General features: G+C 57.2%; 17 protein-coding genes. 14 read left to right on the forward strand and 3 right to left on the reverse strand.

Annotation, left to right across the window (positions count from 1 at the left end):
- Window positions 1-3 precede the first annotated feature (3 nt).
- The 7 genes from D888_RS0116760 (at window position 4) to D888_RS0116790 (ending at window position 6,357) form a co-directional block, all read left to right on the forward strand.
- Window positions 4-1,092 carry a TRAP transporter substrate-binding protein gene (locus tag D888_RS0116760; protein ID WP_020677731.1) on the forward strand — a complete coding sequence of 363 codons (1,089 nt, stop codon included), beginning with the start codon at window positions 4-6 and terminating at the stop codon, window positions 1,090-1,092.
- A 69-nt stretch (window positions 1,093-1,161) separates the two neighbouring features.
- The gene (locus D888_RS22115; RefSeq protein ID WP_020677732.1) at window positions 1,162-1,701 is read left to right on the forward strand and encodes a TRAP transporter small permease subunit; all 540 of its coding nucleotides are present in this window, start codon (window positions 1,162-1,164) and stop codon (window positions 1,699-1,701) included.
- A 54-nt stretch (window positions 1,702-1,755) separates the two neighbouring features.
- Window positions 1,756-3,048, forward strand: a complete 1,293-nt coding sequence (locus tag D888_RS0116770; protein WP_020677733.1) for a TRAP transporter large permease — start codon at window positions 1,756-1,758, stop codon at window positions 3,046-3,048.
- A 257-nt stretch (window positions 3,049-3,305) separates the two neighbouring features.
- Window positions 3,306-3,896 carry a LemA family protein gene (locus D888_RS0116775; protein WP_020677734.1) on the forward strand — a complete coding sequence of 197 codons (591 nt, stop codon included), beginning with the start codon at window positions 3,306-3,308 and terminating at the stop codon, window positions 3,894-3,896.
- A gap of 2 nt (window positions 3,897-3,898) precedes the next feature.
- Window positions 3,899-4,621 (forward strand): TPM domain-containing protein, encoded by a 723-nt coding sequence (locus D888_RS0116780; RefSeq protein WP_020677735.1) that lies wholly within the window; start codon window positions 3,899-3,901, stop codon window positions 4,619-4,621.
- A gap of 100 nt (window positions 4,622-4,721) precedes the next feature.
- The gene (locus tag D888_RS0116785) at window positions 4,722-5,348 is read left to right on the forward strand and encodes a TPM domain-containing protein (protein WP_020677736.1); all 627 of its coding nucleotides are present in this window, start codon (window positions 4,722-4,724) and stop codon (window positions 5,346-5,348) included.
- Between the two features lie 61 nt (window positions 5,349-5,409).
- Window positions 5,410-6,357, forward strand: a complete 948-nt coding sequence (locus D888_RS0116790; protein ID WP_020677737.1) for a hypothetical protein — start codon at window positions 5,410-5,412, stop codon at window positions 6,355-6,357.
- Here the strand turns inward: D888_RS0116790 and D888_RS0116795 are convergent.
- The gene (locus tag D888_RS0116795; RefSeq protein WP_020677738.1) at window positions 6,350-7,246 is read right to left on the reverse strand and encodes a LysR family transcriptional regulator; all 897 of its coding nucleotides are present in this window, start codon (window positions 7,244-7,246) and stop codon (window positions 6,350-6,352) included. The two genes, D888_RS0116790 and D888_RS0116795, sit on opposite strands and share 8 nt — an antisense overlap.
- A 160-nt stretch (window positions 7,247-7,406) precedes the next feature.
- Here D888_RS0116795 and D888_RS0116800 point away from each other — a divergent pair, with 160 nt between their 5' ends.
- Window positions 7,407-7,970 (forward strand): YceI family protein, encoded by a 564-nt coding sequence (locus D888_RS0116800; protein WP_020677739.1) that lies wholly within the window; start codon window positions 7,407-7,409, stop codon window positions 7,968-7,970.
- A 127-nt stretch (window positions 7,971-8,097) separates the two neighbouring features.
- Window positions 8,098-8,877, forward strand: coding sequence for a DODA-type extradiol aromatic ring-opening family dioxygenase (locus D888_RS0116805; protein WP_020677740.1), 780 nt, complete (start codon window positions 8,098-8,100; stop codon window positions 8,875-8,877).
- A 118-nt stretch (window positions 8,878-8,995) separates the two neighbouring features.
- On the opposite strand, the gene D888_RS0116810 is transcribed toward D888_RS0116805, so the two are convergent.
- Together D888_RS0116810 and icmF are read right to left on the reverse strand one after the other, a co-directional pair.
- Window positions 8,996-9,760, reverse strand: a complete 765-nt coding sequence (locus tag D888_RS0116810; protein WP_020677741.1) for an enoyl-CoA hydratase/isomerase family protein — start codon at window positions 9,758-9,760, stop codon at window positions 8,996-8,998.
- Window positions 9,761-9,914: 154 nt separating this feature from the next.
- Window positions 9,915-13,157 carry a fused isobutyryl-CoA mutase/GTPase IcmF gene (gene icmF, locus D888_RS0116815; RefSeq protein WP_020677742.1) on the reverse strand — a complete coding sequence of 1,081 codons (3,243 nt, stop codon included), beginning with the start codon at window positions 13,155-13,157 and terminating at the stop codon, window positions 9,915-9,917.
- Window positions 13,158-13,549: 392 nt separating this feature from the next.
- On the opposite strand from icmF, the gene D888_RS0116820 reads away from it, so the two are divergent.
- The 5 genes from D888_RS0116820 to D888_RS0116840 all read left to right on the forward strand — a co-directional run bounded on the left by D888_RS0116820 (window position 13,550) and on the right by D888_RS0116840 (window position 20,409).
- Window positions 13,550-15,319 carry a sigma-54-dependent Fis family transcriptional regulator gene (locus D888_RS0116820; RefSeq protein ID WP_020677743.1) on the forward strand — a complete coding sequence of 590 codons (1,770 nt, stop codon included), beginning with the start codon at window positions 13,550-13,552 and terminating at the stop codon, window positions 15,317-15,319.
- 335 nt (window positions 15,320-15,654) lie between these two features.
- Window positions 15,655-16,473, forward strand: a complete 819-nt coding sequence (locus tag D888_RS22120; protein ID WP_020677744.1) for an ABC transporter ATP-binding protein — start codon at window positions 15,655-15,657, stop codon at window positions 16,471-16,473.
- Complete coding sequence (locus tag D888_RS22125; RefSeq protein WP_020677745.1) at window positions 16,473-18,428, forward strand: long-chain fatty acid--CoA ligase; 1,956 nt, start codon at window positions 16,473-16,475, stop codon at window positions 18,426-18,428. Before D888_RS22120 ends, D888_RS22125 begins: the two co-directional genes overlap by 1 nt.
- An 18-nt stretch (window positions 18,429-18,446) precedes the next feature.
- Window positions 18,447-19,340 (forward strand): branched-chain amino acid ABC transporter permease, encoded by an 894-nt coding sequence (locus D888_RS0116835; RefSeq protein ID WP_020677746.1) that lies wholly within the window; start codon window positions 18,447-18,449, stop codon window positions 19,338-19,340.
- 4 nt (window positions 19,341-19,344) lie between these two features.
- Window positions 19,345-20,409, forward strand: coding sequence for a branched-chain amino acid ABC transporter permease (locus tag D888_RS0116840; protein ID WP_020677747.1), 1,065 nt, complete (start codon window positions 19,345-19,347; stop codon window positions 20,407-20,409).
- The last annotated feature ends 94 nt before the right edge of the window (window positions 20,410-20,503 follow it).

Here is a 20,503-nt window from a genome sequence, read left to right on the forward strand (position 1 = left end):
ATCATGCTCAAAAGCTTAAGTCGTTTTCTGGTCTGCACCCTTGTGGCCTGTGCCCTGCTGCTGGCCAGCGGGACCACACACAAGGCCGAGGCTGCCGCCAAGTATCGCTGGAAACTGGCGCAAACCTGGGGGAGTGGCTTCCCTATCTTTGGTGATGCCGTTATCAAGATGGCTGACATGGTCAAAACCATGTCGAACGGTGAAATGGAAATCCGTATCGATTCCTCCAACAAGCATAAGTCCCCCTTCGGCATTCTCGACATGGTCAAAGAAGGCCAGTACGAGATGGGGCATTCGGCGTCCTACTACTGGAAGGGCAAAGACATCAGCACCATGCCTTTCACCACCATGCCCTTCGGCATGATCGCCCCCGAGCAATATGCCTGGTTCTACTATGGCGGCGGCATGGATCTGATGAAGGAAGTCTACGCCAAACAGGGAATTTACTCCTTTCCCGGCGGCAACACCGGCAATCAGATGGGCGGTTGGTTTCGCAAGGAGATCAAGACCCTGGACGATCTCAAGGGGCTCAAAATGCGCATCCCCGGCTTCGCCGGTGAAGTGGTCTCCAAACTCGGCGTTTCCGTCACCAACATCGCCCCGGGTGAGCTCTACACCGCCCTGGACCGTGGCACCATCGACGCGCTGGAATGGGTCGGACCCTCCCTCGACCTGAAGATGGGCTTTGAGAAGATTGCCGACTATTACTACACCGGTTGGCACGAGCCGGCCACCGAACTGCAGTTCATGGTCAACAAAGAGAAGTTCGACAGCCTGCCCCCGCATCTGCAGAAGATCCTGACCGTGGCCATGGAATTTTCCGCCTACGACATGTATGCCCGTTCCTATCATGAAAGCGCTGTCGGCCTGGCCTCGATCGAGAAGGACTACCCCAACGTCAAGATTCGCACCTTCCCCAAACCGATCATTGCGGCACTAAAAAAGGCGAATAAAGAACTGCTGGCCGAATACGAAGCAAAGAGTCCAGAATTCAAGAAGATTATGGAGTCCCAGAAGGCCTACATGAAGATGGCCCGCCGCTGGACTGAGATTTCTGACTATGCTTACCTCAAGGACAATCTCGAGAAATAAACCCATGAACAGCCTCAGGCCCGGTGAAAAGGGCCTGAGGTTTCTCGCAAGTAGAGAGCGCGACTCGCCATGTTGTTAAAGATTGAAAAATGGATCGACCGTTTCATCGATATTATCGGCGGTATCGCCACGGTGGCCATGTTGTTGATGATGCTCAACGTCTTCTACGATGCCATCATGCGTTATGCCTTCAACGTCAGCTCTATCGGCATGCAGGAGATGGAGTGGCACCTGTTTTCTGTCGTCTTCCTGCTCGGCATCGCCTACGCGCTCAAGTCGGACGGACACGTGCGCGTCGATATCCTCTATGACCGCTGGTCGCCGCAGACGCAGGCGGTTATCAATATCGCCGGCACCCTGCTGCTGATGATCCCCTTGAGCCTGCTGATCATTCACGGCTCCATATGGTTCGTTCATGAAGCCTACATCTCCGGCGAGATCAGTGGTGACCCGGGTGGGCTAACCCACCGCTGGCTGATCAAGGCGGTGATCCCGCTGTCGTTCATCTTTCTGGTCATCTCCGCCATCGGCTTCATGATCCGCAACTTCAACATCTACCGCGGCATTGAGGCGCCAAAAGCGCACTCGGTCGAAGATGATGTGTTTTAGCCACCAGCTCACAAGCCCGTGTGTTTTTTCTCTGTATAAAAGGATAACTCTGCCATGATCGGCATTTGCATGTTCGCCACTGCCCTGCTGCTGTTGCTGCTCGGCTTCCCGGTCGCCTTCACCTTCGGCGGTGCCGCAGTCATCTTCGGCCTGCTCTCCGAAGGGACCAGAATCTTCAACCTGATGCCGCATCGGATCTATGCGGTGATGAACAACACCATCCTGATGGCCATCCCGCTCTTCATCTTTATGGGCATCATTCTGCAGAAATCCAAACTGGCCGAGCGCCTGCTCGAGTCGATGGGTTCATTGTTCGGCGAAATCCGCGGCGGCATCGCCATCTCCACCGTCTTGGTCGGGGCGCTGCTCGCCGCATCGACCGGGGTGGTCGGCGCCAGCGTGGTGGCGATGGGGGTCATCTCCCTGCCGGTGATGCTGAAATACAACTACGACAAACGCCTGGCGACGGGCACCATCTGCGCTTCGGGCACCCTCGGTCAGATCATCCCTCCCTCGATTATCCTGATCATCCTCGGCGATGTTTTCCAGCTGCCGGTCGGCGATCTGTTTAAGGCGGCCTTTTGGCCCGGCCTTTCGCTGGTGATGGTTTATATCGCCTACATCGTCGTCATCACCATTATCAACCCGAAACTGGCACCACCGATCCGCCTGGGGGAAGAACATGGCAGCAAAAAACAGCAGGTCATAACCGCCCTCAAGGCGATCATTCCGCCACTGGTCCTGATAGTGATGGTGCTCGGTTCGATCCTGTTCGGGGTCGCCACCCCGACCGAATCAGCCGCCGTCGGCGGAATCGGCGCTGTCATCCTGGCGGGGCTCTACCGTCAGCTATCCTTCAAGATGGTCTGGGACGCCGCCTCTGAAACGACCAAAATCAGCGCCATGGTCTTCGCGATTCTCATCGGCGCCACCGCCTTCTCCATGGTCTTCACCTACACTGGCGGCGACTATCTAGTCGAAGACTTCATGATGGCGCTCCCCGGTGGCAAGTGGGGCTTTCTGATCTTCTCCATGGGCGCGATCATGATCCTCGGCTTTTTCATCGACTTCGTCGAAATCGCCTACATCATTGTACCGATCCTGGCCCCGATTGCCGACAAACTCGGCATCGACCCGCTCTGGTACGCGATTCTGGTTGCCATGAACCTGCAAACCTCGTTCTTAACCCCCCCCTTCGGCTTCAGCCTCTTTTACCTGAAAGGGGTCGCGCCGCCGGAGGTAAAAACCATGGATATCTACCGCGGGGTGACACCGTTTATCGCCCTGCAGGTGATGGTGCTGGCCATTCTGGTCATCTTCCCGGGTTTCTTCGGCTTCGGCTCCTAGAAAGCTGTCCGATATTATTCCCTGACACCAGCAACGCAGCGCCAGAGATTGTCGCTGCGTTGCTGATTAAGCCGCTCAATTCCAAAGGCTCATACCCTGCTCCCGCCAGATCAATCCTCCTTCAGCTCTCAGCACCCGGCTCGTGATCCTGCTTAGCTCTTTACAACCCTCGGGCCTGAGGGCTATGCTGGGGGGTATTGTTCAACCGATCAAAAAAACAGGTTTATTTTTAAACCAAGACAAAGGATCCCGACCCCATGCTGAAACGTCTGACTCTGCTCCTGATTGCTGCGCTCGTCACCCTGCCCGCCCTGAGTGGCTGCGGCTACAACCAGATACAAAAAAATGAAGAAGCGGTGTTTGCCGCCTGGGCCAATGTCGAGGCCACCTATCAGCGCCGTAATGACCTGATCCCGAACCTGGTCGAGACGGTCAAGGGCTATGCTGCCCACGAAAAAGAGACCCTGGAGGCTGTCACCAAGGCCCGCGCCAGTGTCGGCCAGACCCAGATCAATACCGGCGATCTGGCGAATCCAGCGGCGCTGCAGAAATTTCAGCAGGCCCAGGGTGCACTGTCGGGCGCGCTGTCGCGATTGCTCGTGGTTGCTGAACGCTACCCCGACCTCAAGGCCAACCAGAACTTTCTCGATCTGCAGCATCAACTGGAAGGGACCGAAAACCGCATCAATGTTGCGCGGCAGCGCTACAACGCGGCGGTGCAGAATTTCAACGGCTCAATCCGCACCTTCCCTAACAACCTGACCAACAACTACCTGCTTCATCTTGAGCGCAAAGAGCCCTTCAAAGCCGAGGCGGGAGCTGAAACAGCGCCCAAGGTCAAGTTTTGAGCATGTCCCTGCGCCGCATAACGCTGCTCTTGCTGATCGCCCTGCTGTTGCCGCTGAACCTGCTGGCTCTTGAGGTGCCCAAGCTGAACGGCTATGTCAATGACCAGGCCGGCCTCCTTTCACCGCAGACCACGCTGAAGATTGAAAGTTTTCTGCGCAGCTTCGAACAAAGCGACTCGACGCAACTGGTAATATTGACAATCGATTCCCTGCAAGGGGAGTCCCTCGAGGATTACAGCCTGCGCGTTGCCGACAGCTGGAAAATTGGCCAAAAAGGGAAAGATAACGGCGCCCTGCTGCTGATCGCCAAGGCCGAACACAAGATTCGCATCGAGGTCGGCTATGGCCTCGAAGGGAAGCTCACCGACCTGCTCACCGGCCGTATTATCGACAATGAAATCACACCCCGCTTCAAGGCGGGCGATTACGAAGGCGGTATCATTGCCGGAGTTTCCGCCATGGCCGAAGCGGTGCGCGGTGAATATCAGGGAACTGGCCACTCCGACCGCAAGAAAAAACGCAGCCCCTGGGGTTCACTCGCCCTGCTGCTCTTTCTGGGACCCGGCATGCTCCTGTTCGGTGGTGGTCGACGTGGACGGCGACGCGGCGGCTTTTTCGTCGGCGGACCCTTCATTGGTGGGGGTGGCGGCGGTTTTGGCGGCGGAGGTGGCTTCAGCGGCGGGGGTGGCGGCTTCGGAGGCGGCGGCTCTTCAGGCGGTTGGTAAATTCACCTCATCTGGCCAAAGCCCACCCTCTTCCGTGTGAAGAAGGGCTACCCTGATTCAAGCACAGCTCATCAAAAATCACTATAAAAGGCCCCTATACATGTCAGCCAAAGAATTTTTCACTCCGGCAGAACAAGCCCGCATCGAAGCGGCCGTACGAGAGGCCGAAAGTCGCACCAGCGGTGAAATCGTCCCGATGCTGGTTGATGACTCTTATGACTATCCGCGCTCCGAAATCCTGGGGGCCGGGCTGTTCGCGCTGGCGACGGCAACATCCCTCAGCTGGGCCTTTTTCGGTGAATCCCTCTGGCATTTTTTGTGGCTCTTCGCCCTCAGTTATTTTCCATTCAAACTGCTGATCCGCAAACTGCCGAACCTCAAGCGGCGCCTCATCCATCCCGCTGAGATCAGCGAAGAGGTCAAAGAACGCGCCATCGTCGCCTTCCTCGAAAATGGGCTGCATCACACCCGGGACGAAACCGGGATCCTGATTCTGCTCTCGCTCTTTGAACGCCGGGTTTATGTGTTGGCTGATCGCGGCATCAACAATGCGGTTGCGCACGACACCTGGGACGGCGTCGTCGATACCATCACCCGGGGGATGCTGCAGGGTGATGCCTGCAGCGCCCTCTGCAGTGCAATTGAAACCTGTGGTCAGTTACTGCAGGAAAACTTCCCGGTCAAAACAGATGATACGGATGAGCTGCCAAACCTGATCATCGACTGAACTAAAAATCTCCGCCCGTGCAGTTCATCTGCCGAGCGTCCCCCTTGTTCAAGGTTTAACCATGTGCAACATCATAAAAATACTTGTTATCAGCCCGCTGATGTTGCTGATGCTCCTGATCGGTTCGGCCTCTGCGGCCGAGTCTCCGGTCTATTATTCCGATTACTTCTCTTTTATCGGTCAGGATGAAACCGGCTACCTGCTCTTCGCCCTCGATAACAACCGGGGAGTAGATAAGGGTAAATTTCAGGCCGCGCATTTTGGCGTTCTCTACGATGAACATCAGGGCTGGATCGACCTGGTCGGCACGGGGGCATATCCAAATCCCACGGAAATGTTGACCAAAATCCCCTACTCCACGACCTTTCAGATCTATGGACACTCGAATAGCGGGATCAGAATTCAAAGCCGCATCAACGATCTACGCCTCGAAATCAATCCCCTCCAGGTCAAACTCATAGGCCCGGACCCCGAACGCCACCAGCGCTGGGGCAACGCCGCAGCAGTGCTGTACTGGCAGGGGCGTACCATTCCTGGCCGGGTCATCCACGAGGAGTTGGATCTCGATAACCGGAACCGTCTGACCCACCGCTATTCCAGCGACTGGGATAATTTTCAGGGGTTTTATCTGGCCCTGTTGAATGGGCCCCCGGCCAGTTGGGGAGATATCTATCTGCAGGCTGAGGGGAAGAAGAATCTCAAGACCTTCGGCTTTTTTGATTCGGGTCACGAACAGGCAAAGATCAGCGCGCCTGATCTGGAGGTCAACAAAAAGGGCTGGGCCCTCGGTTTTTATCGCTGGGACAAGGGCTGGCAGATGCACCTCAACCCCGTGCCGAGCGCCGAGCTTCCGGACCCTCTCACCCCTTTACTGACCCTTAAGCAGGTCAGTCGCCAGACGATCAGCAACTGGGGGATCGGCGGCTTCGCCATCAGCGTGGTCGAAGGAAAGATTGAAACCGATGGCCGCAGCAATCGCGTGCTCGGGTTCGCTGAATTGATCAAATAGACCCGGATTCGGCCTTCAGCGCTTGAAACATCTTCCAGAGTTCAGCGGCCACCGGCCCGACTACTTCGTCCCGACGGCGCGCAACGCGAATTTCAAGCTGCGGCCTGTCACCATAATCCTCGATCTGCATCACCTCCAGCTGTCCACTCTTCAGTTCATCCGCAATCATATGCAGTTGCAACCGCCCCCAGCCCATCCCGGCCAGCAGAATCTGCTTTTTGGTCTGATGATCGTTGACCAGCCAACGCCGCCCATCAACAATCACCCCCAGACTTTTCTTACGCGGCTGGCGGCTGCTGTCGCGCACGACCACCTGAACCCGGTCTTTCAAATCAGCCAGCGACAAGGAATGGGCAGTGAATTCTGCCAGAAAGTCCGGGGCGGCGACGGGCACCATCTGGACCCGACTGAACGGGAAGGATTGCAGTTGAATGTTCTCTTCGAACCAGGGGGTGATGGCAATATCCGCGTCACTCTGCTCCAGTCGTTCCAGAGCACCCCAAAGCCTCTCGCCAACCAGTTCGATCGCAGTTTGCGGATATTTTTTTTCGAGCCGCCGCAACACCTCAAGCACCAGTGGCACCGGGCAACTCTCTTCAATCGCGATACATAACCTGGCTTCGTGCCCGCTGGCCAGATGAGCGGCCAGATCGGTCAAATGAGTCCCCTGCCGCAAGACTTCACGGGCCTGCTGACAGATCCTTTCGCCGGCCGGGGTTAAGCGGGCCCGATATTGATCCCGCGCCAGGAGGGTCAATCCGAGTTCATCTTCCAGCTTGCGGATCCCGACGCTGAGGGTCGGTTGCGTTCGGTGCAAGGCCTCAGCCGCAGCCAGCACGCTGCCGGACTCGGCAATCTGCACCAGAATTTTAAGTTGATCAAGAGTCATTACGATTCTCCTTGAATTAATAATAATAGATTTCATCAATACTCATTGTCGAATATAAATATTATTTTTCTATAGCGCCGTCCAGTATTGTGACCAAAATGGTTTTATTTCGAAGCTCAATGACCCGAAACAGGAGAACCAACATGTTAAAAAATCACTCTTGTCCATCGCACTGCTATTCGCCTTCGCCCAACCCGGCTTCAGCGCCAGCTACAAAATCGACCCGATGCACTCGGAAGTCGGCTTCACAGTGCAACACCTGATGTTCTTCAAAGTCAGCGGTTACTTTACCGACTTTGAGGATACAATTGAGGCTGATTCTCAGGCCAGGACGCTCTCTGCTGCGGCCGCCGTGATCAAAACCACCTCGGTCGATACGCGCATCGGAAAGCGGGGCAATCACCTGCGCAGCGCCGACTTTTTCGACGCGGCCAAGTTTCCTGAAATGATCTTTGTCAGCAAAAAGGTCGAGGGGAGCGGCAACGACATCAAGGTTTACGGCGACCTGACGATTCGCGGCACCACCAAACCGATTGTTCTCAGCGGCGCATTTCTCGGTGAGAACAAAGATGCCTGGGGCAATGTCCGCGCCGGATTTGCCGCCAAAGGGATGATCAACCGCAAGGATTTCGGCCTGACCTGGAACGCAATCCTTGAGTCCGGCGGGGTGACCGTCGGCGATGACGTAGAGATTACCCTGCAAGTTGAAGCGATCAAAAGTTAAAGAGCTTTTTCTGGCACACCAACAGCACGTGGGATCCAGAAGTTGAACCATAGATCGAAGAGCTGAACAGTTTCGAGCCAACAAATCGCTGCAAGTGCCCATCAGGAGCACACTTAGGAGATACAGTATGCAAGAATTACCCGCCATCTTTCTTTCGCACGGGGCACCGGATCTGGTGCTCTCGCAGGAACCCGCCCGGCAGGCGCTCATTGATCTGGGTAAAAGTCTACCCCGACCCAAGGGGATCCTGATCATTTCGGCGCATTGGCAAGCGGCGCAGTTCACCCTGGGGGAAGCCCTGCAATTTTCCACAATTTATGATTTCGGTGGTTTTCCTGCCGAGCTTTATCGTTTGACATACCCGGCTCAGGGCGCCGCGTGGCTGATCAGCCTTTGTCGCGAGGTGTTGCAGGAGGGGAATATTGATTTCAACGGCGATCCGCAGCGTGGCCTCGATCACGGAGCCTGGATTCCCTTGATGCTCGCCTGGCCCGAAGCCGAGATCCCGGTGCTCTCCCTCAGCCTCAAACGCGGCGCGTCTCTCACGGAGCACCTGGCCCTCGGCCGCGCCCTCGCGCCGCTGCGCAAGGCCGGGGTGCTGATCGTCGCATCGGGGGCGATCACCCACAACCTCGGCAAGCTGCTCCCTTCGGGGTCACCACCCGAACCCTGGGTGCTCGAATTCAGCAGCTGGGTCGAAGAGAAACTGCTGCAGGGGGCCAGCGCAGATCTGCTCGGTTATCGCGAACATGCCCCTCACGCCCGCCTGGCCCACCCGACACCTGAGCATTTCGAGCCGCTGCTCGTCGCTTACGGCGCCGGTAACGAACAACCCGGGACCCTGCTGCACCGCAGCTTCAGCTACGGCAATCTGGCGATGGAGACCTTTGCCTTCGGGGGAGGATGAATCAACGCGGTGGGTTAAACAATCTGCGGACGAGTAAATAAGCGCTGACGATGCAGGCTTCCTGCCTGGCGCGCGCGTAACTCCTGCGCACCAGGCAGGAAGCCTGAGCAGGGACACATCAGGAGTCCTGAGGTTTTTTTAAGGTACGGGCGACAAACTCATTGATCGCGGCATGGGTCTCGGCTGATTCCCAGAGCGCATACAGTTCAGTCGCCTGAGCTCTGCTTCTCGCATTGATCACCTCGCGCACCGGTTGGCGCAGCTGGCGTTTGGAAAAGCCAAAGAGACCCGGTCGAATCGCGGCCAGTGATTCTGCCGCAGCAAGAGCCTCACCCATAAGCTGCTCCGGCTCGACAACCACATCGATCAGACCGCGTTGCCGTGCCTCGGCCGGGGCATAGGTCGCTGCGTCCAGAATAACCTCGGCGATGAAATCAGGATTGGTTCTGGCGCGCATGATCTCAAGGGCCACCACCGGGAAAGGCACCCCGACCCGTAATTCAGGCACTCCGATCCGGGACTTTCCCGCCGCCATAAAACGCCGATCAGCACAACAGGTCAGCAAACATCCACCGGCGATAGCATGCCCGTTAACCGCCGCAACAACCGGCTTGTTGCAGAAAAACAGAGTTGTCAGCAGTTCATCGAGGGCGGGGAGAAACTGGCGGACATAATCAACCCCACCGGCCAGAAGCTGCGGCAAATCAACCCCGGCCGAAAAAATCTTCCCCTGCCCGGTGAGCACAATCGCACGGGATGAGTGTTCCGCCAACTCCCGAATCATATTGCTCAGGTCGACACAAAAGTTCAGATCCATGGCGTTCGCCGACCCATACTGCATGCGCAGAATCGCAATATCATCTTTCTTTTCAACAGCAAACATAGGTTTCTCCTATTTTGACACGAAAACTCCCAAGACGAATCAAAAGTGCCCAGCTGCTAGGCGCCCACAGCCTGAAGAGTGAGGTGTAGCGGTAGCTACTCCGCAGCGATTCAGGCAAGGGCAACGCCGCAGATGGGTGCTTTTCATCCGCCGCCTACATGTTGCGGCGATACTGCCCGCCAACCTCATACAACGCCGCGCTGATCTGCCCGAGTGAGGCGACCTTGACCGTCTCCATCAGCTCGGCGAAGATGTTGCCCCCGCTTTCGGCCGCCTGCTGCAAGCGCTTGAGCGCAGCCCCGGCTTCAGCTGCATGTTCGGACTGAAATGCGCGCAGGTTGGTGATCTGGTGACGCTTCTCCTCTTCGGTCGAACGGGCCAGTTCGCCGGGGATTACGTAACCATCAGCATTCTTCGGGTTCAGGTAGGTGTTAACCCCGATGATCGGCAGCTCACCGGTGTGCTTCTGATGTTCGTAGAGCATGGACTCTTCCTGAATCTTGGTGCGCTGATACAGGGTCTCCATCGCCCCGAGCACCCCGCCACGCTGATTGATCTGTTCGAACTGCGCCAGCACCGCCGCTTCGACCAGATCGGTCAGCTCCTCGACGATGAAGGAGCCCTGCAGGGGATTTTCGTTCCTGGCCATCCCCAGCTCCTTGTTGATGATCAACTGGATCGCCATCGCACGCCGCACCGACTCTTCAGTCGGGGTAGTCACCGCCTCGTCGTAGGCGTTGGTGTGCAGCGAGTTACAGTTGTCATAAATCGCCATCAGCGCCTGAAGAGTTGTGCGGATATCGTTGAAATTCATCTCCTGGGCGTGCAGCGACCTTCCTGAGGTCTGGATGTGATACTTGAGCATCTGGCTTTTGGTGTTGGCGCCGTAACGCTCGCGCATCACCACCGACCAGATCCGGCGTGCAACCCGCCCGATCACGGTGTATTCAGAGTCGAGACCGTTGCTGAAGAAGAAAGAGAGGTTGCCGGCAAAGTCATCGATGTGCATGCCCCGCGCCAGATAATACTCGACGAAGGTAAAGCCGTTCGAGAGGGTGAAGGCCAGCTGGCTGATCGGGTTGGCGCCGGCCTCGGCGATATGATAGCCGCTGATCGAGACCGAGTAGTAATTGCGCACCTTCTGATCGATAAAATACTGCTGCACATCCCCCATCATGCGCAACGCGAACTCAGTGGTGAAGATGCAGGTGTTCTGCCCCTGATCCTCTTTTAATATATCAGCCTGCACCGTGCCGCGCACCGTCTGCAGGGTCCAGCTCTGGATCTCGGCCGCCTCGGCAGCCGTCGGTTGACGCCCGTTATCGGCTTTGAACTTATCCAGCTGCTGGCGGATAGCGGTGTTCATGAACATCGCCAAAAGCATCGGCGCCGGACCGTTGATGGTCAGCGAGACCGAGGTCATCGGATCGCAAAGATCGAAGCCGGCGAACAGCTTTTGCATGTCGTTCAGGGTACAGATCGACACCCCGGACATCCCGACCTTGCCGTAGATGTCGGGGCGCTCGTCCGGGTCTTCCCCATACAGGGTCACGCTGTCGAAGGCGGTCGAGAGCCGCTTGGCGTCATCATCCTGGGTCAGGTAGTGAAAACGTCGATTGGTGCGTTCGGGCGTCCCCTCACCGGCAAACTGGCGCTTGGGATCTTCGGCGGTGCGCTTGAAGGGGAAGAGACCAGCGGTGTAGGGGAAGAAACCGGGGGCGTTCTCCGTCATGCACCAGCGGATAATCTCGCCGTAATCGGCAAAATCGGGCAGACAGACCCTGGGGATTCGCGTCCCAGAAAGGGTGGTGGTGGTCAGTTCGGTACGGATCTCCTTGTCACGCACACGGGTCACCATGACCTCTTCACGGTAGGCCTTCTTAAGCGCGGGCCAGGTTTGCAGCAGCTTACGGTTCTCCTCGCTGAGGGCGGCTTCGGCCCGGGTTACCAGGGTCTCAAGATCGGCGATCTGACAGGCACATTTTTCAGCCAGCAGGTCGCGCGCGCCGGAGAGCTGAAAGAGCTGCCGCCCGACAAGCACCTGACTTTCGACCTGTTTGCGATAAGCCCTGACACTGTGAACGATCTCGGCCAGATAGCCGATCTGCTCCGGCGGGATGATCTGCTGGGCCAGGCTCTGTCCCTCACCCACTTCGAGTTGCGACTCCCAATCGAGAGTACATTTATCATTGAGCAGGTCGATCAGCGCACGGTAGAGCCGATTGACCCCGATGTCGTTGAACTGACTGGCGATGGTGCCGAAGACCGGCAGCTCCTCATCGGCGGCATCGAACAGTTTGCGGTTGCGCCGGTACTGTTTGCGCACGTTGCGCAGAGCGTCCTCGGCGCCGCGTTTCTCCATCTTGTTGAGCACGATCAGATCGGCGAAGTCGAGCATATCGATCTTCTCCAACTGGGTCGGCGCACCGAACTCGCTGGTCATGACATAGAGCGACAAATCGCAAACCTCGACAATCCCGGCATCCCCCTGACCGATCCCGCTGGTCTCGACGATGATCAGGTCGAAACGCGCCGCCTTCAGCACCTCGAGCGCCTCGTGGATTGCGGTCGAGAGCTCACTGCGCGAATCGCGCGTCGCCAGCGAACGCATAAAGACCCGCGGCGTATCGATGGCGTTCATGCGGATACGGTCACCGAGCAGAGCACCGCCGGTGCGCTTGCGGGTCGGATCGACGGACAGTATCGCGACGGTCTTGTCACTGAAATCGCGCAGAAAACGCCTGACCAACTCATCGGTCAGCGAGCTTTTGCCCGCCCCGCCGGTGCCGGTAATGCCGAGCACCGGCACCGGCCGAGCCAGAGCGTGAACCGCTTTTTGCTGGGCAGCCAGCTGATCATCGCGACTGTCGACCAGGCGCTCAGCGCTGGTAATCAGGCGGGCGATCGCCTGACAATCCCGCTGCGACAGACGTTTGAGATCACGCTCAAACTGCTGGGGTGTCTCAAAATCGCACTGCTCGAGCTTAAAGTTGACCATCCCCTGCAGCCCCATGCGCCGACCGTCTTCAGGGGAGAAAATTTTGCAAATCCCATAGTCTTCGAGCTCGCGAATCTCTTCCGGCAGGATGACGCCCCCGCCCCCACCGAAAATCCGGATATGTCCGGCATCCTGCGCAACCAGAAGATCACGGATATATTTGAAATATTCGAGATGCCCCCCCTGGTAGGAACTGACCGCGATCCCCTGCGCATCTTCCGTAATCGCCGCGGTGACGACCTCCTGCGCAGAACGATTGTGCCCCAGGTGCACAACTTCGGCGCCCGAGTCCTGCAGGATCCGGCGCATGATATTTATCGAGACATCATGACCATCATACAGGCTGGTAGCGGTCACAAAGCGGATAGGGTGCTGTGCCTGATAGACGGCATTCTCCATGGTGCGTTCTCCTTCTGTTGGCATGAGAGACAAAGAACAATGTTTTAGCAATCAGTATGCCACGCTTATATTTTACCTCAGCAGAGTAACTTAGGGCCGCGAGCCATCAGTCTTTTCGGAGATTGTGCGCAAAACCACCCGTGAACATCTTTCCCGCAACAGACCCGACATCTGTAAACACAGGTTTACACTTCTTTTTCAAAAGTCGGTAAATCGAAGGTTGGCCGGTGTCTACCCGGAGAACGCAATGGTGCAGGCTGTTTCCTCACAATCAAATTTTAGTTTCCAATGGCTAAACTAATTCTTTTTGAATTTTTTATAAAACACTGTATTATCATCTTTCAACTTTCACGAAAAGAGCGAGAGACAACCAACCCAAAGGGAGTCAATCCATGGGCTTTGCGCAGGTGGCAGAACGGGCCGGTTATAATCTGGACGGGGTCACCCCGTTAGAAGAGAGCTGGCTGGCGGTGCTTGATTCCGAGCAACGGATCATCACCTCCAACGAAGAATGCTTTGCCTTGCTCGCCAGACGACCCGAAGAACTGATTGGTCAGCGCCTTGGACAGGTGATTAAACTCGGTTTCCTCCATACCCTGCTGGTGCAGGGGGTCTGTTTCAAATCACAGCCGGTCTGGATCAACAACGTTAAACACTACTGCGACTATACGTCCCTCGGCAAAGACCCTCAGCTCTCCGCCGGCCTGTTCAGCCTGATGCGCAGCGAACAACTCACGACCTCCAGCCTGGAAATGCCGGACCTGCTCTGTTCCATGGACCAGGGCTCTACCCTCACCCAGGAGAGCCTGATTCTGGTCAACACCGACTGCATCATCACCATGATCAATCAACCCTTTGCCGACGTCCTCGGATTGCGCGCCGGCGAACTGCTCGGCAAACATGTCCACAAGGCCTACCCCAACTCAAACCCCTCACGCCTGCCGGTGGTCATGGATACCGGCCAGGCCGAAGTCGCCGAGCCGCACCTGCTCAACGGGCGCCAGACGGTGGTCAGCCGCTACCCGCTATTTAAAGAGGGGAAGATGCTCGGCGCCTGGGGGAAGGTGCTGTTCAGTGATATGCGCGAGCTCACCCGCATCGCTGACAAGTTCCAGAACTTCACCCCCAGCTCGAGCGCGCCCAAATCGCGGGGGCAATCCTCGGGCCTCAGTTTCAAGTACGACTGCAACAGTATCATCGGACACAGCAAACGGATGAAGGACCTCAAGGAGAAGCTGTTGCGCATCGCCGAACGACCCTCCAACGTCCTGCTGATGGGCGAGAGCGGCACCGGCAAGGAACTCTTCGCTCACGCCCTGCATGCGGCGAGCAAGCGGCGTTATGGCCCCTTCGTACGGGTCAACTGCGCGGCCATCCCCGACCTGCTGCTCGAATCAGAACTGTTCGGCTACACCGATGGTGCCTTTACTGGCGCAAAAAAAGGGGGCCAGATCGGCAAATTCGAACTGGCCGATGGCGGCACGATCTTTCTCGACGAGATCAGCGACATGCCGATGATCATGCAGGCCAAGCTGCTGCGCGTGCTCCAGGAACGCGAGGTCACCCCCTTGGGGAGTACGGCCACCAAACGGATCGACATCCGGGTGGTGGCAGCGACCAACGTGAATCTGGAAGAGAAGGTCCGAAACGGCCTGTTCCGCACCGACCTCTATTATCGACTGAACGTCATCGCTCTCGAAATCCCGGCCTTGCGTGAGCGGCGGGATGATATCTACTTTATCACCAAACATCTGATCGACGACTTTAATGCTGAGTTCGAAATGAACATTCAAGGCCTGGACGAAGAGGCCTGGCAACTTCTGAAAAACTATGACTTCCCCGGCAATATCCGCGAACTGCGCAATGCGATAGAGAGTGCCTTCAATATGGCCACCGGCACCAGGATTGAAGCCGGGGATCTACCGCGGCATATTCGTGGAGCTTCGCCGAGCGCCGTCTCGCCGCTGGACTCTTCCCAACAGGAGAACCTGCTCTCCTGCATCGGCCAGAAGCCCTTACAGGAGATTATGGACGAGATGGAACGGCTCTTGATTGAGGCCTCCCTGACACAGTCCGGCGGCAACAAACTGAACGCCGCAAGCGTGCTGGGAATCTCGCGCCCCGGTCTCTACAAAAAACTGCATAAATACCACCTCCAGTAGTCACCGGAGCAGGTGGCAACCCCGCCAACAACCGGGGATTCTGGTCTGACAACACGGTTCTTTGACGCTGACTTCTGCCGACTGTAAATGGGGTGTAACAGTGTAAACAAAAAGGACATCGATTGAGATCGCGCCATGAGCATTCATCGCTGTTCCCTCTGATAAAATTCTCTCTTATTTCAAATAGATAAAGGCTCTTACCCTGATTAGAAATAAATAAAACGTTGTTTGGTACCTTGCTTGCAATCTTCAGGTTCTTCACTATCATCTTCGAATCGTTGTCGGCCAGGCTATCCGCTGCGATCTAGTTTTCCCGCTTGAGGAGGATTCCTTCTATGGCTGAAACACCCCCTCTGCTTCAGGTCAGCGACATCTCCCTCTCTTTCGGCGGGGTTCATGCCCTGACCGACGTCAGCTTCAGCGTCAACCCAGGCGAAATCTTCTCAATCATCGGTCCTAACGGTGCCGGTAAGACATCTATGCTCAACTGTATCTCGGGCCGCTACCAGCCGAACAAGGGTTCGATCACCTTCCGGCAGAAGGAGATGATCGGCCTGCGCCCCAACGACCGCTGCACCTTGGGGATCGGCCGCACCTTTCAGAATCTTGCGCTCTTCGCCCACATGACCGTACTCGACAACATCATGGTCGGACGTCACCATCTGCTCAAAAACAACTTCCTCAGCGGCTCCCTCTACTGGTTAACCGGCGCACGAAGAGAGGAATTGAAGCACCGCGCCGAGGTCGAGGACATCATCGATTTTCTCGAGATCGCGCATATTCGCAAGTCGATCGCCGGCACTCTCTCCTACGGTCTGCGCAAACGGGTCGAGCTGGCCCGCGCCGTGGCCCTGCGTCCCGATCTGATTCTGCTCGATGAACCGATGGCCGGGATGAATCTGGAAGAGAAAGAGGACATGGCGCGCTACATCATCGACCTCAATGAAGAGTGGGGGATGACGGTGGTAATGATCGAGCACGACATGGGGGTGGTCATGGATATCTCCCACCGGGTGATGGTGCTCGATTTCGGCAAGAAGATCGCAAGTGGCCTGCCGGACGAAGTGATGGCCAACCCACAGGTTAAAAAAGCCTATCTGGGCGTGGATGACGAACCTTCTGCAACTGCACAATCCGCCGGGGAGGTTGCCTGATGCCAGCCGAATACGCCGATATCAAGCAGTACGACACCTTTCCCAAGCTGCTCGCCTACAACGCAGCCAACTGGCCGGACGAAGTCGCCCTGCGCGAGAAGGAGTTCGGCATCTGGAACGCTTACAACTGGAGCGCTTACCATAAGCTGGTCAAGCACTTTGCCCTCGGCATGCACCATCTGGGGATCGCCCATGGTGATTCGGTCGGCATCATCGGCGACAATCGACCGGAATGGGTGATCGGTGAGATTGCCTCCCATGCCCTGCGCGCGATGATCTTCGGCATCTACCAGGATTCGCTCAACGAAGAGGTCGCCTACCTGATCAACTACGCCGGCGCCAAGATCATCATCGCCGAGGATGAAGAGCAGGTCGACAAGGTCCTTGAGATCACCGCCGAGTGCCCCTGCGTGAAGCACATCATCTATTGTGACCCGCGCGGCATGCGCAAATACGATGATCCTCGCCTGCTCAGCCACCTCGACCTGATGAAAGCGGGCGAACAGCTGGACGCCGAGCAGCCAGAGCTCTACGCGCAGCTGCTCGCTGCGGGACAGGCGGCAGATGTCGCCATCCTCTGCCCGACCTCCGGCACCACCTCGAATCCGAAACTGGCCATGCTGCAATGTGGGCCGATGCTCGAACACAGCCTCGCCTATCTGCACGCCGACCCCAAGTATCCGAGCGACAACTATGTCTCGGTGCTGCCGCTCCCCTGGATTATGGAACAGGTCTACGCCGTGGCTCAGGCGCTGATCTGTCGTCAGATCGTCAACTTCGTCGAGGAACCAGAGACGATGATGGCCGACCTGCGCGAGATCGGCCCGAACTTCGTGCTCCTGGCGCCGCGCGTCTGGGAGTCCGTCGCCGCCGACGTCAAGGCCAAGATGATGGATGCCACCCCGTTTAAACAGAGGATGTTCAAGTTCGGCATGGCGCTGGCCGACAAGGCCGCCCTGCAGGGGAAGGCACAGTCGAAACTGGCCTACTGGCTGCTGTTCAAGGCGCTCAAGGACCGGCTCGGCTTCTCCTTTCTGCGCTCGGCCGCGACCGGTGGCGCCGCCCTGGGCCCCGACACCTTCAAGTTCTTCCTCGCCATGGGGGTGCCGCTCCGCCAACTGTACGGCCAGACCGAAATGGGCGGGGCCTACACCATCCATGAGGCGGACGATGTGGATTTCGACAGCGTCGGTATCCCCTTCGAAAACGCCGAGGTGCGCATCGATAACCCTGATGCTAACGGCGTTGGCCAGGTCGTCGCCAAATCGAAAGGGATGTTTCTCGGCTACTTCAACAACGAGCAGGCCAGCGCGGATGCCCTCAGCGACGGCTGGATGCTCACTGGCGACGCCGGCTATTTCAAAAAAGAGAACGGCCATCTGGTGGTCATCGACCGGATCTCCGACCTGGCCGAAACTGCGACCGGCACGCGCTTCTCGCCGCAGTTCATCGAGAACAAGCTGAAGTTCTCCCCCTTTATCGCCGAGGCGGTCGTCCAGGGGGATGAACGCCCCTATCTGGCGGCGATCATCTGCATCCGCTTTGACATCGTCGCCAAATGGGCCGAACAGCGCGGGCTTGCCTTTACCAACTACATCAACCTCTCGGCCCAGCCGCTGATCTACGACATGGTGCAGAAGGAGGTGGAGCAGGTTAACGCCAGCCTGCCCGAGGCCCAGCGGATCCGCAAATTCCTGCTGCTCTACAAGCAACTCGACGCCGACGACGGCGAGCTGACCCGCACCCGCAAGGTACGCCGCGGAGTGATCAAGGAGAAGTACGCCGAGATCATCGATACAATCTACAGCGAAGAGGAGATCGTCCATATCGACACGGTCATCACCTTTCAGGACGGCAACAAATCTCGCATCCAGACCGATGTCCGGGTGGTTGATCTGCAGAAGGAATCTGCAGGCCAGCTGACCAAACAGGTCCGGCGGCAAGCGGCCCACTAACCCCTTAAGGAGAGAAAGATGAATTTTGAACTGCTGACCCAGCTACTGGTCAACGGCCTGATCGTCGGCACCCTCTACGGGGTGGTGGCCATGTGCTTCGTGCTGATCTACAAATCGACCCGTATCATCAATTTTGCCCAGGGTGAATTTCTGCTCATCGGCGCCTGGACCTGCTGGGCGATGCTGGTCAAATTTCAGCTCCCCTTCTACTTCGCCTTCCCCCTGACCCTGGTGTTCATGTTTATTTTCGGCATCGTGCTGCAGATCGTGGTGTTGCGCCCGATGATCGGCGAACCGATCATCTCGGTAATCATGGTCACTATCGGCCTCTCGATGTTTTTCCAGGCGCTGGTCTCCTGGATTTTTGGCGGCTACACCAAAGCCTTTCCCAAGGTCTTTGAAACCGAATCGGTGAATATCGCCGGGCTGCAGATCGAGACCGCCTACATCATGAGTCTGGTCATTTCGCTCATCATCATGGTCGGCTTCTATATCTTCTTCAAATATTCGCGAATGGGGCTGGCGATGCGCGCCACCGCCTTCAACCAGCAGATCGCCCAGAGCCTCGGGATCTCGGTCAAACACGTGTTTGCCGCCGCCTGGGCAATTTCCGCGGTCGTTTCGGCCCTGGCCGGGGTGGTCATCGGCATGGTCAACGGCGTCTCCTCGGCGCTCTCCTTCATCGGCATCAAGGTCTTTCCGGTGGTGATTCTGGGCGGCATGGATTCGATCATCGGCTCGATTGTCGGCGGACTCATCATCGGGGTGCTCGAGAATCTGGCCGAATTTTTCGACAGCCAGTGGCTGCACCTCGGAAACATGTACAACATCGCCCCCTTCTATGCCCTGGTCATTATTCTGATGATCAAGCCTTATGGGCTCTTCGGCACCAAAGACATCGAGAGGATTTAAGCCTATGGCCTCTGCTCATTCACGCATGCGCTGCGGAGAGTTCCGCACCAACTACCGACAGGACACCACGATCTTCCCGACCCCCCTGGCACGGCGGGTGGCGATTGTTTCAATTCTGGTGCTGATGCTCTCCCCCCTGGTGTGCGACGCCTACCAGCTGAACCTGCTGATCCAGATCGGCTACTACGGCATTGCCGCATTGGGGCTGAACATCGTCGTCGGGTTCACCGGCCAGATCTCCCTCGGCCACGCCGCCTTCTTCGGTCTGGGGGCCTTTACCTCCGCCTGGATCAACAACACCACCGGCCTGCCGGTCTTCTTCTGCATCCCGCTGGCGGGGCTTTTGACCATGGCCGTCGGGCTGATGGTCGGCATCCCGGCCGGCCGGATCAAGGGACTCTACCTGGCGATCGCGACTCTGGCCTCGCAGTACATCCTCGAAGACTTCTTCGCCCGCGCCGACTGGTTTACCGGCGGCTCGGCCGGCGCCATGGCCGCCCCGTTCAGCATTTTCGGCTACACCATGAACGACGACCGCTCCTATTTTTATGTCGTACTCTTCTACGTCATCATCATGTTCCTGGCCGGCACCAACCTGTTGCGCACCCGCGACGGCCGAGCCTTTATCGCGGTACGTGATCATTACCTGTCGGCCGAAATCATGGGGATCAACCTCAACAAATACCGGATTCTCTCCTTCGGCATCTCCTCGTTCTATGCCGGAATCGGCGGCGCCCTTTTTGGTCACTACCTTGGCTTCGTCTCGGTCGAAGGCTTCACCATCGTGCTTTCGATTCAGTTTCTGGCCATGATCATCATCGGCGGCCTCGGCTCGGTGATGGGGACCATGCTCGGCACCATCTTCATGGTGCTGCTCCCCGAGGTGATGGCGTTTGGCGTGCATCTGATCGGGAGTAACAGCACTGCTTTGACCCAGGCTTTGGCCTACATCAAAGCCATGTCCATCGGCCTGGCGATTATCCTGTTTCTGATCTTTGAACCGGACGGCCTGTCCCATCGCTGGAAGATGATCAAGAACTACTGGAAGCTGTATCCGTTTTCGTACTGATCTGCAAACTCCCTGGCATCTGGTCTGAAGACCCTGCCAGCAGGAAGTCAAGTGACGACGTTGAACGCAGGCAGGGGCTGGAGACCCGTTGCTC

It is taken from the genome of Geopsychrobacter electrodiphilus DSM 16401, assembly GCF_000384395.1.
Taxonomy (GTDB): Bacteria; Desulfobacterota; Desulfuromonadia; order Desulfuromonadales; family Geopsychrobacteraceae; genus Geopsychrobacter; species Geopsychrobacter electrodiphilus.

Bases quoted from the DNA above. Each gene is read 5' to 3' on its own strand.
- D888_RS0116760 (WP_020677731.1), top strand. From the start codon at position 4: ATGCTCAAAAGCTTAAGTCGTTTTCTGGTCTGCACCCTTGTGGCCTGT.
- D888_RS22115 (WP_020677732.1), top strand. From the start codon at position 1,162: ATGTTGTTAAAGATTGAAAAATGGATCGACCGTTTCATCGATATTATC.
- D888_RS0116770 (WP_020677733.1), top strand. From the start codon at position 1,756: ATGATCGGCATTTGCATGTTCGCCACTGCCCTGCTGCTGTTGCTGCTC.
- D888_RS0116775 (WP_020677734.1), top strand. From the start codon at position 3,306: ATGCTGAAACGTCTGACTCTGCTCCTGATTGCTGCGCTCGTCACCCTG.
- D888_RS0116780 (WP_020677735.1), top strand. From the start codon at position 3,899: ATGTCCCTGCGCCGCATAACGCTGCTCTTGCTGATCGCCCTGCTGTTG.
- D888_RS0116785 (WP_020677736.1), top strand. From the start codon at position 4,722: ATGTCAGCCAAAGAATTTTTCACTCCGGCAGAACAAGCCCGCATCGAA.
- D888_RS0116790 (WP_020677737.1), top strand. From the start codon at position 5,410: ATGTGCAACATCATAAAAATACTTGTTATCAGCCCGCTGATGTTGCTG.
- D888_RS0116795 (WP_020677738.1), bottom strand. From the start codon at position 7,246: ATGACTCTTGATCAACTTAAAATTCTGGTGCAGATTGCCGAGTCCGGC.
- D888_RS0116805 (WP_020677740.1), top strand. From the start codon at position 8,098: ATGCAAGAATTACCCGCCATCTTTCTTTCGCACGGGGCACCGGATCTG.
- D888_RS0116810 (WP_020677741.1), bottom strand. From the start codon at position 9,760: ATGTTTGCTGTTGAAAAGAAAGATGATATTGCGATTCTGCGCATGCAG.
- icmF (WP_020677742.1), bottom strand. From the start codon at position 13,157: ATGGAGAATGCCGTCTATCAGGCACAGCACCCTATCCGCTTTGTGACC.
- D888_RS0116820 (WP_020677743.1), top strand. From the start codon at position 13,550: ATGGGCTTTGCGCAGGTGGCAGAACGGGCCGGTTATAATCTGGACGGG.
- D888_RS22120 (WP_020677744.1), top strand. From the start codon at position 15,655: ATGGCTGAAACACCCCCTCTGCTTCAGGTCAGCGACATCTCCCTCTCT.
- D888_RS22125 (WP_020677745.1), top strand. From the start codon at position 16,473: ATGCCAGCCGAATACGCCGATATCAAGCAGTACGACACCTTTCCCAAG.
- D888_RS0116835 (WP_020677746.1), top strand. From the start codon at position 18,447: ATGAATTTTGAACTGCTGACCCAGCTACTGGTCAACGGCCTGATCGTC.
- D888_RS0116840 (WP_020677747.1), top strand. From the start codon at position 19,345: ATGGCCTCTGCTCATTCACGCATGCGCTGCGGAGAGTTCCGCACCAAC.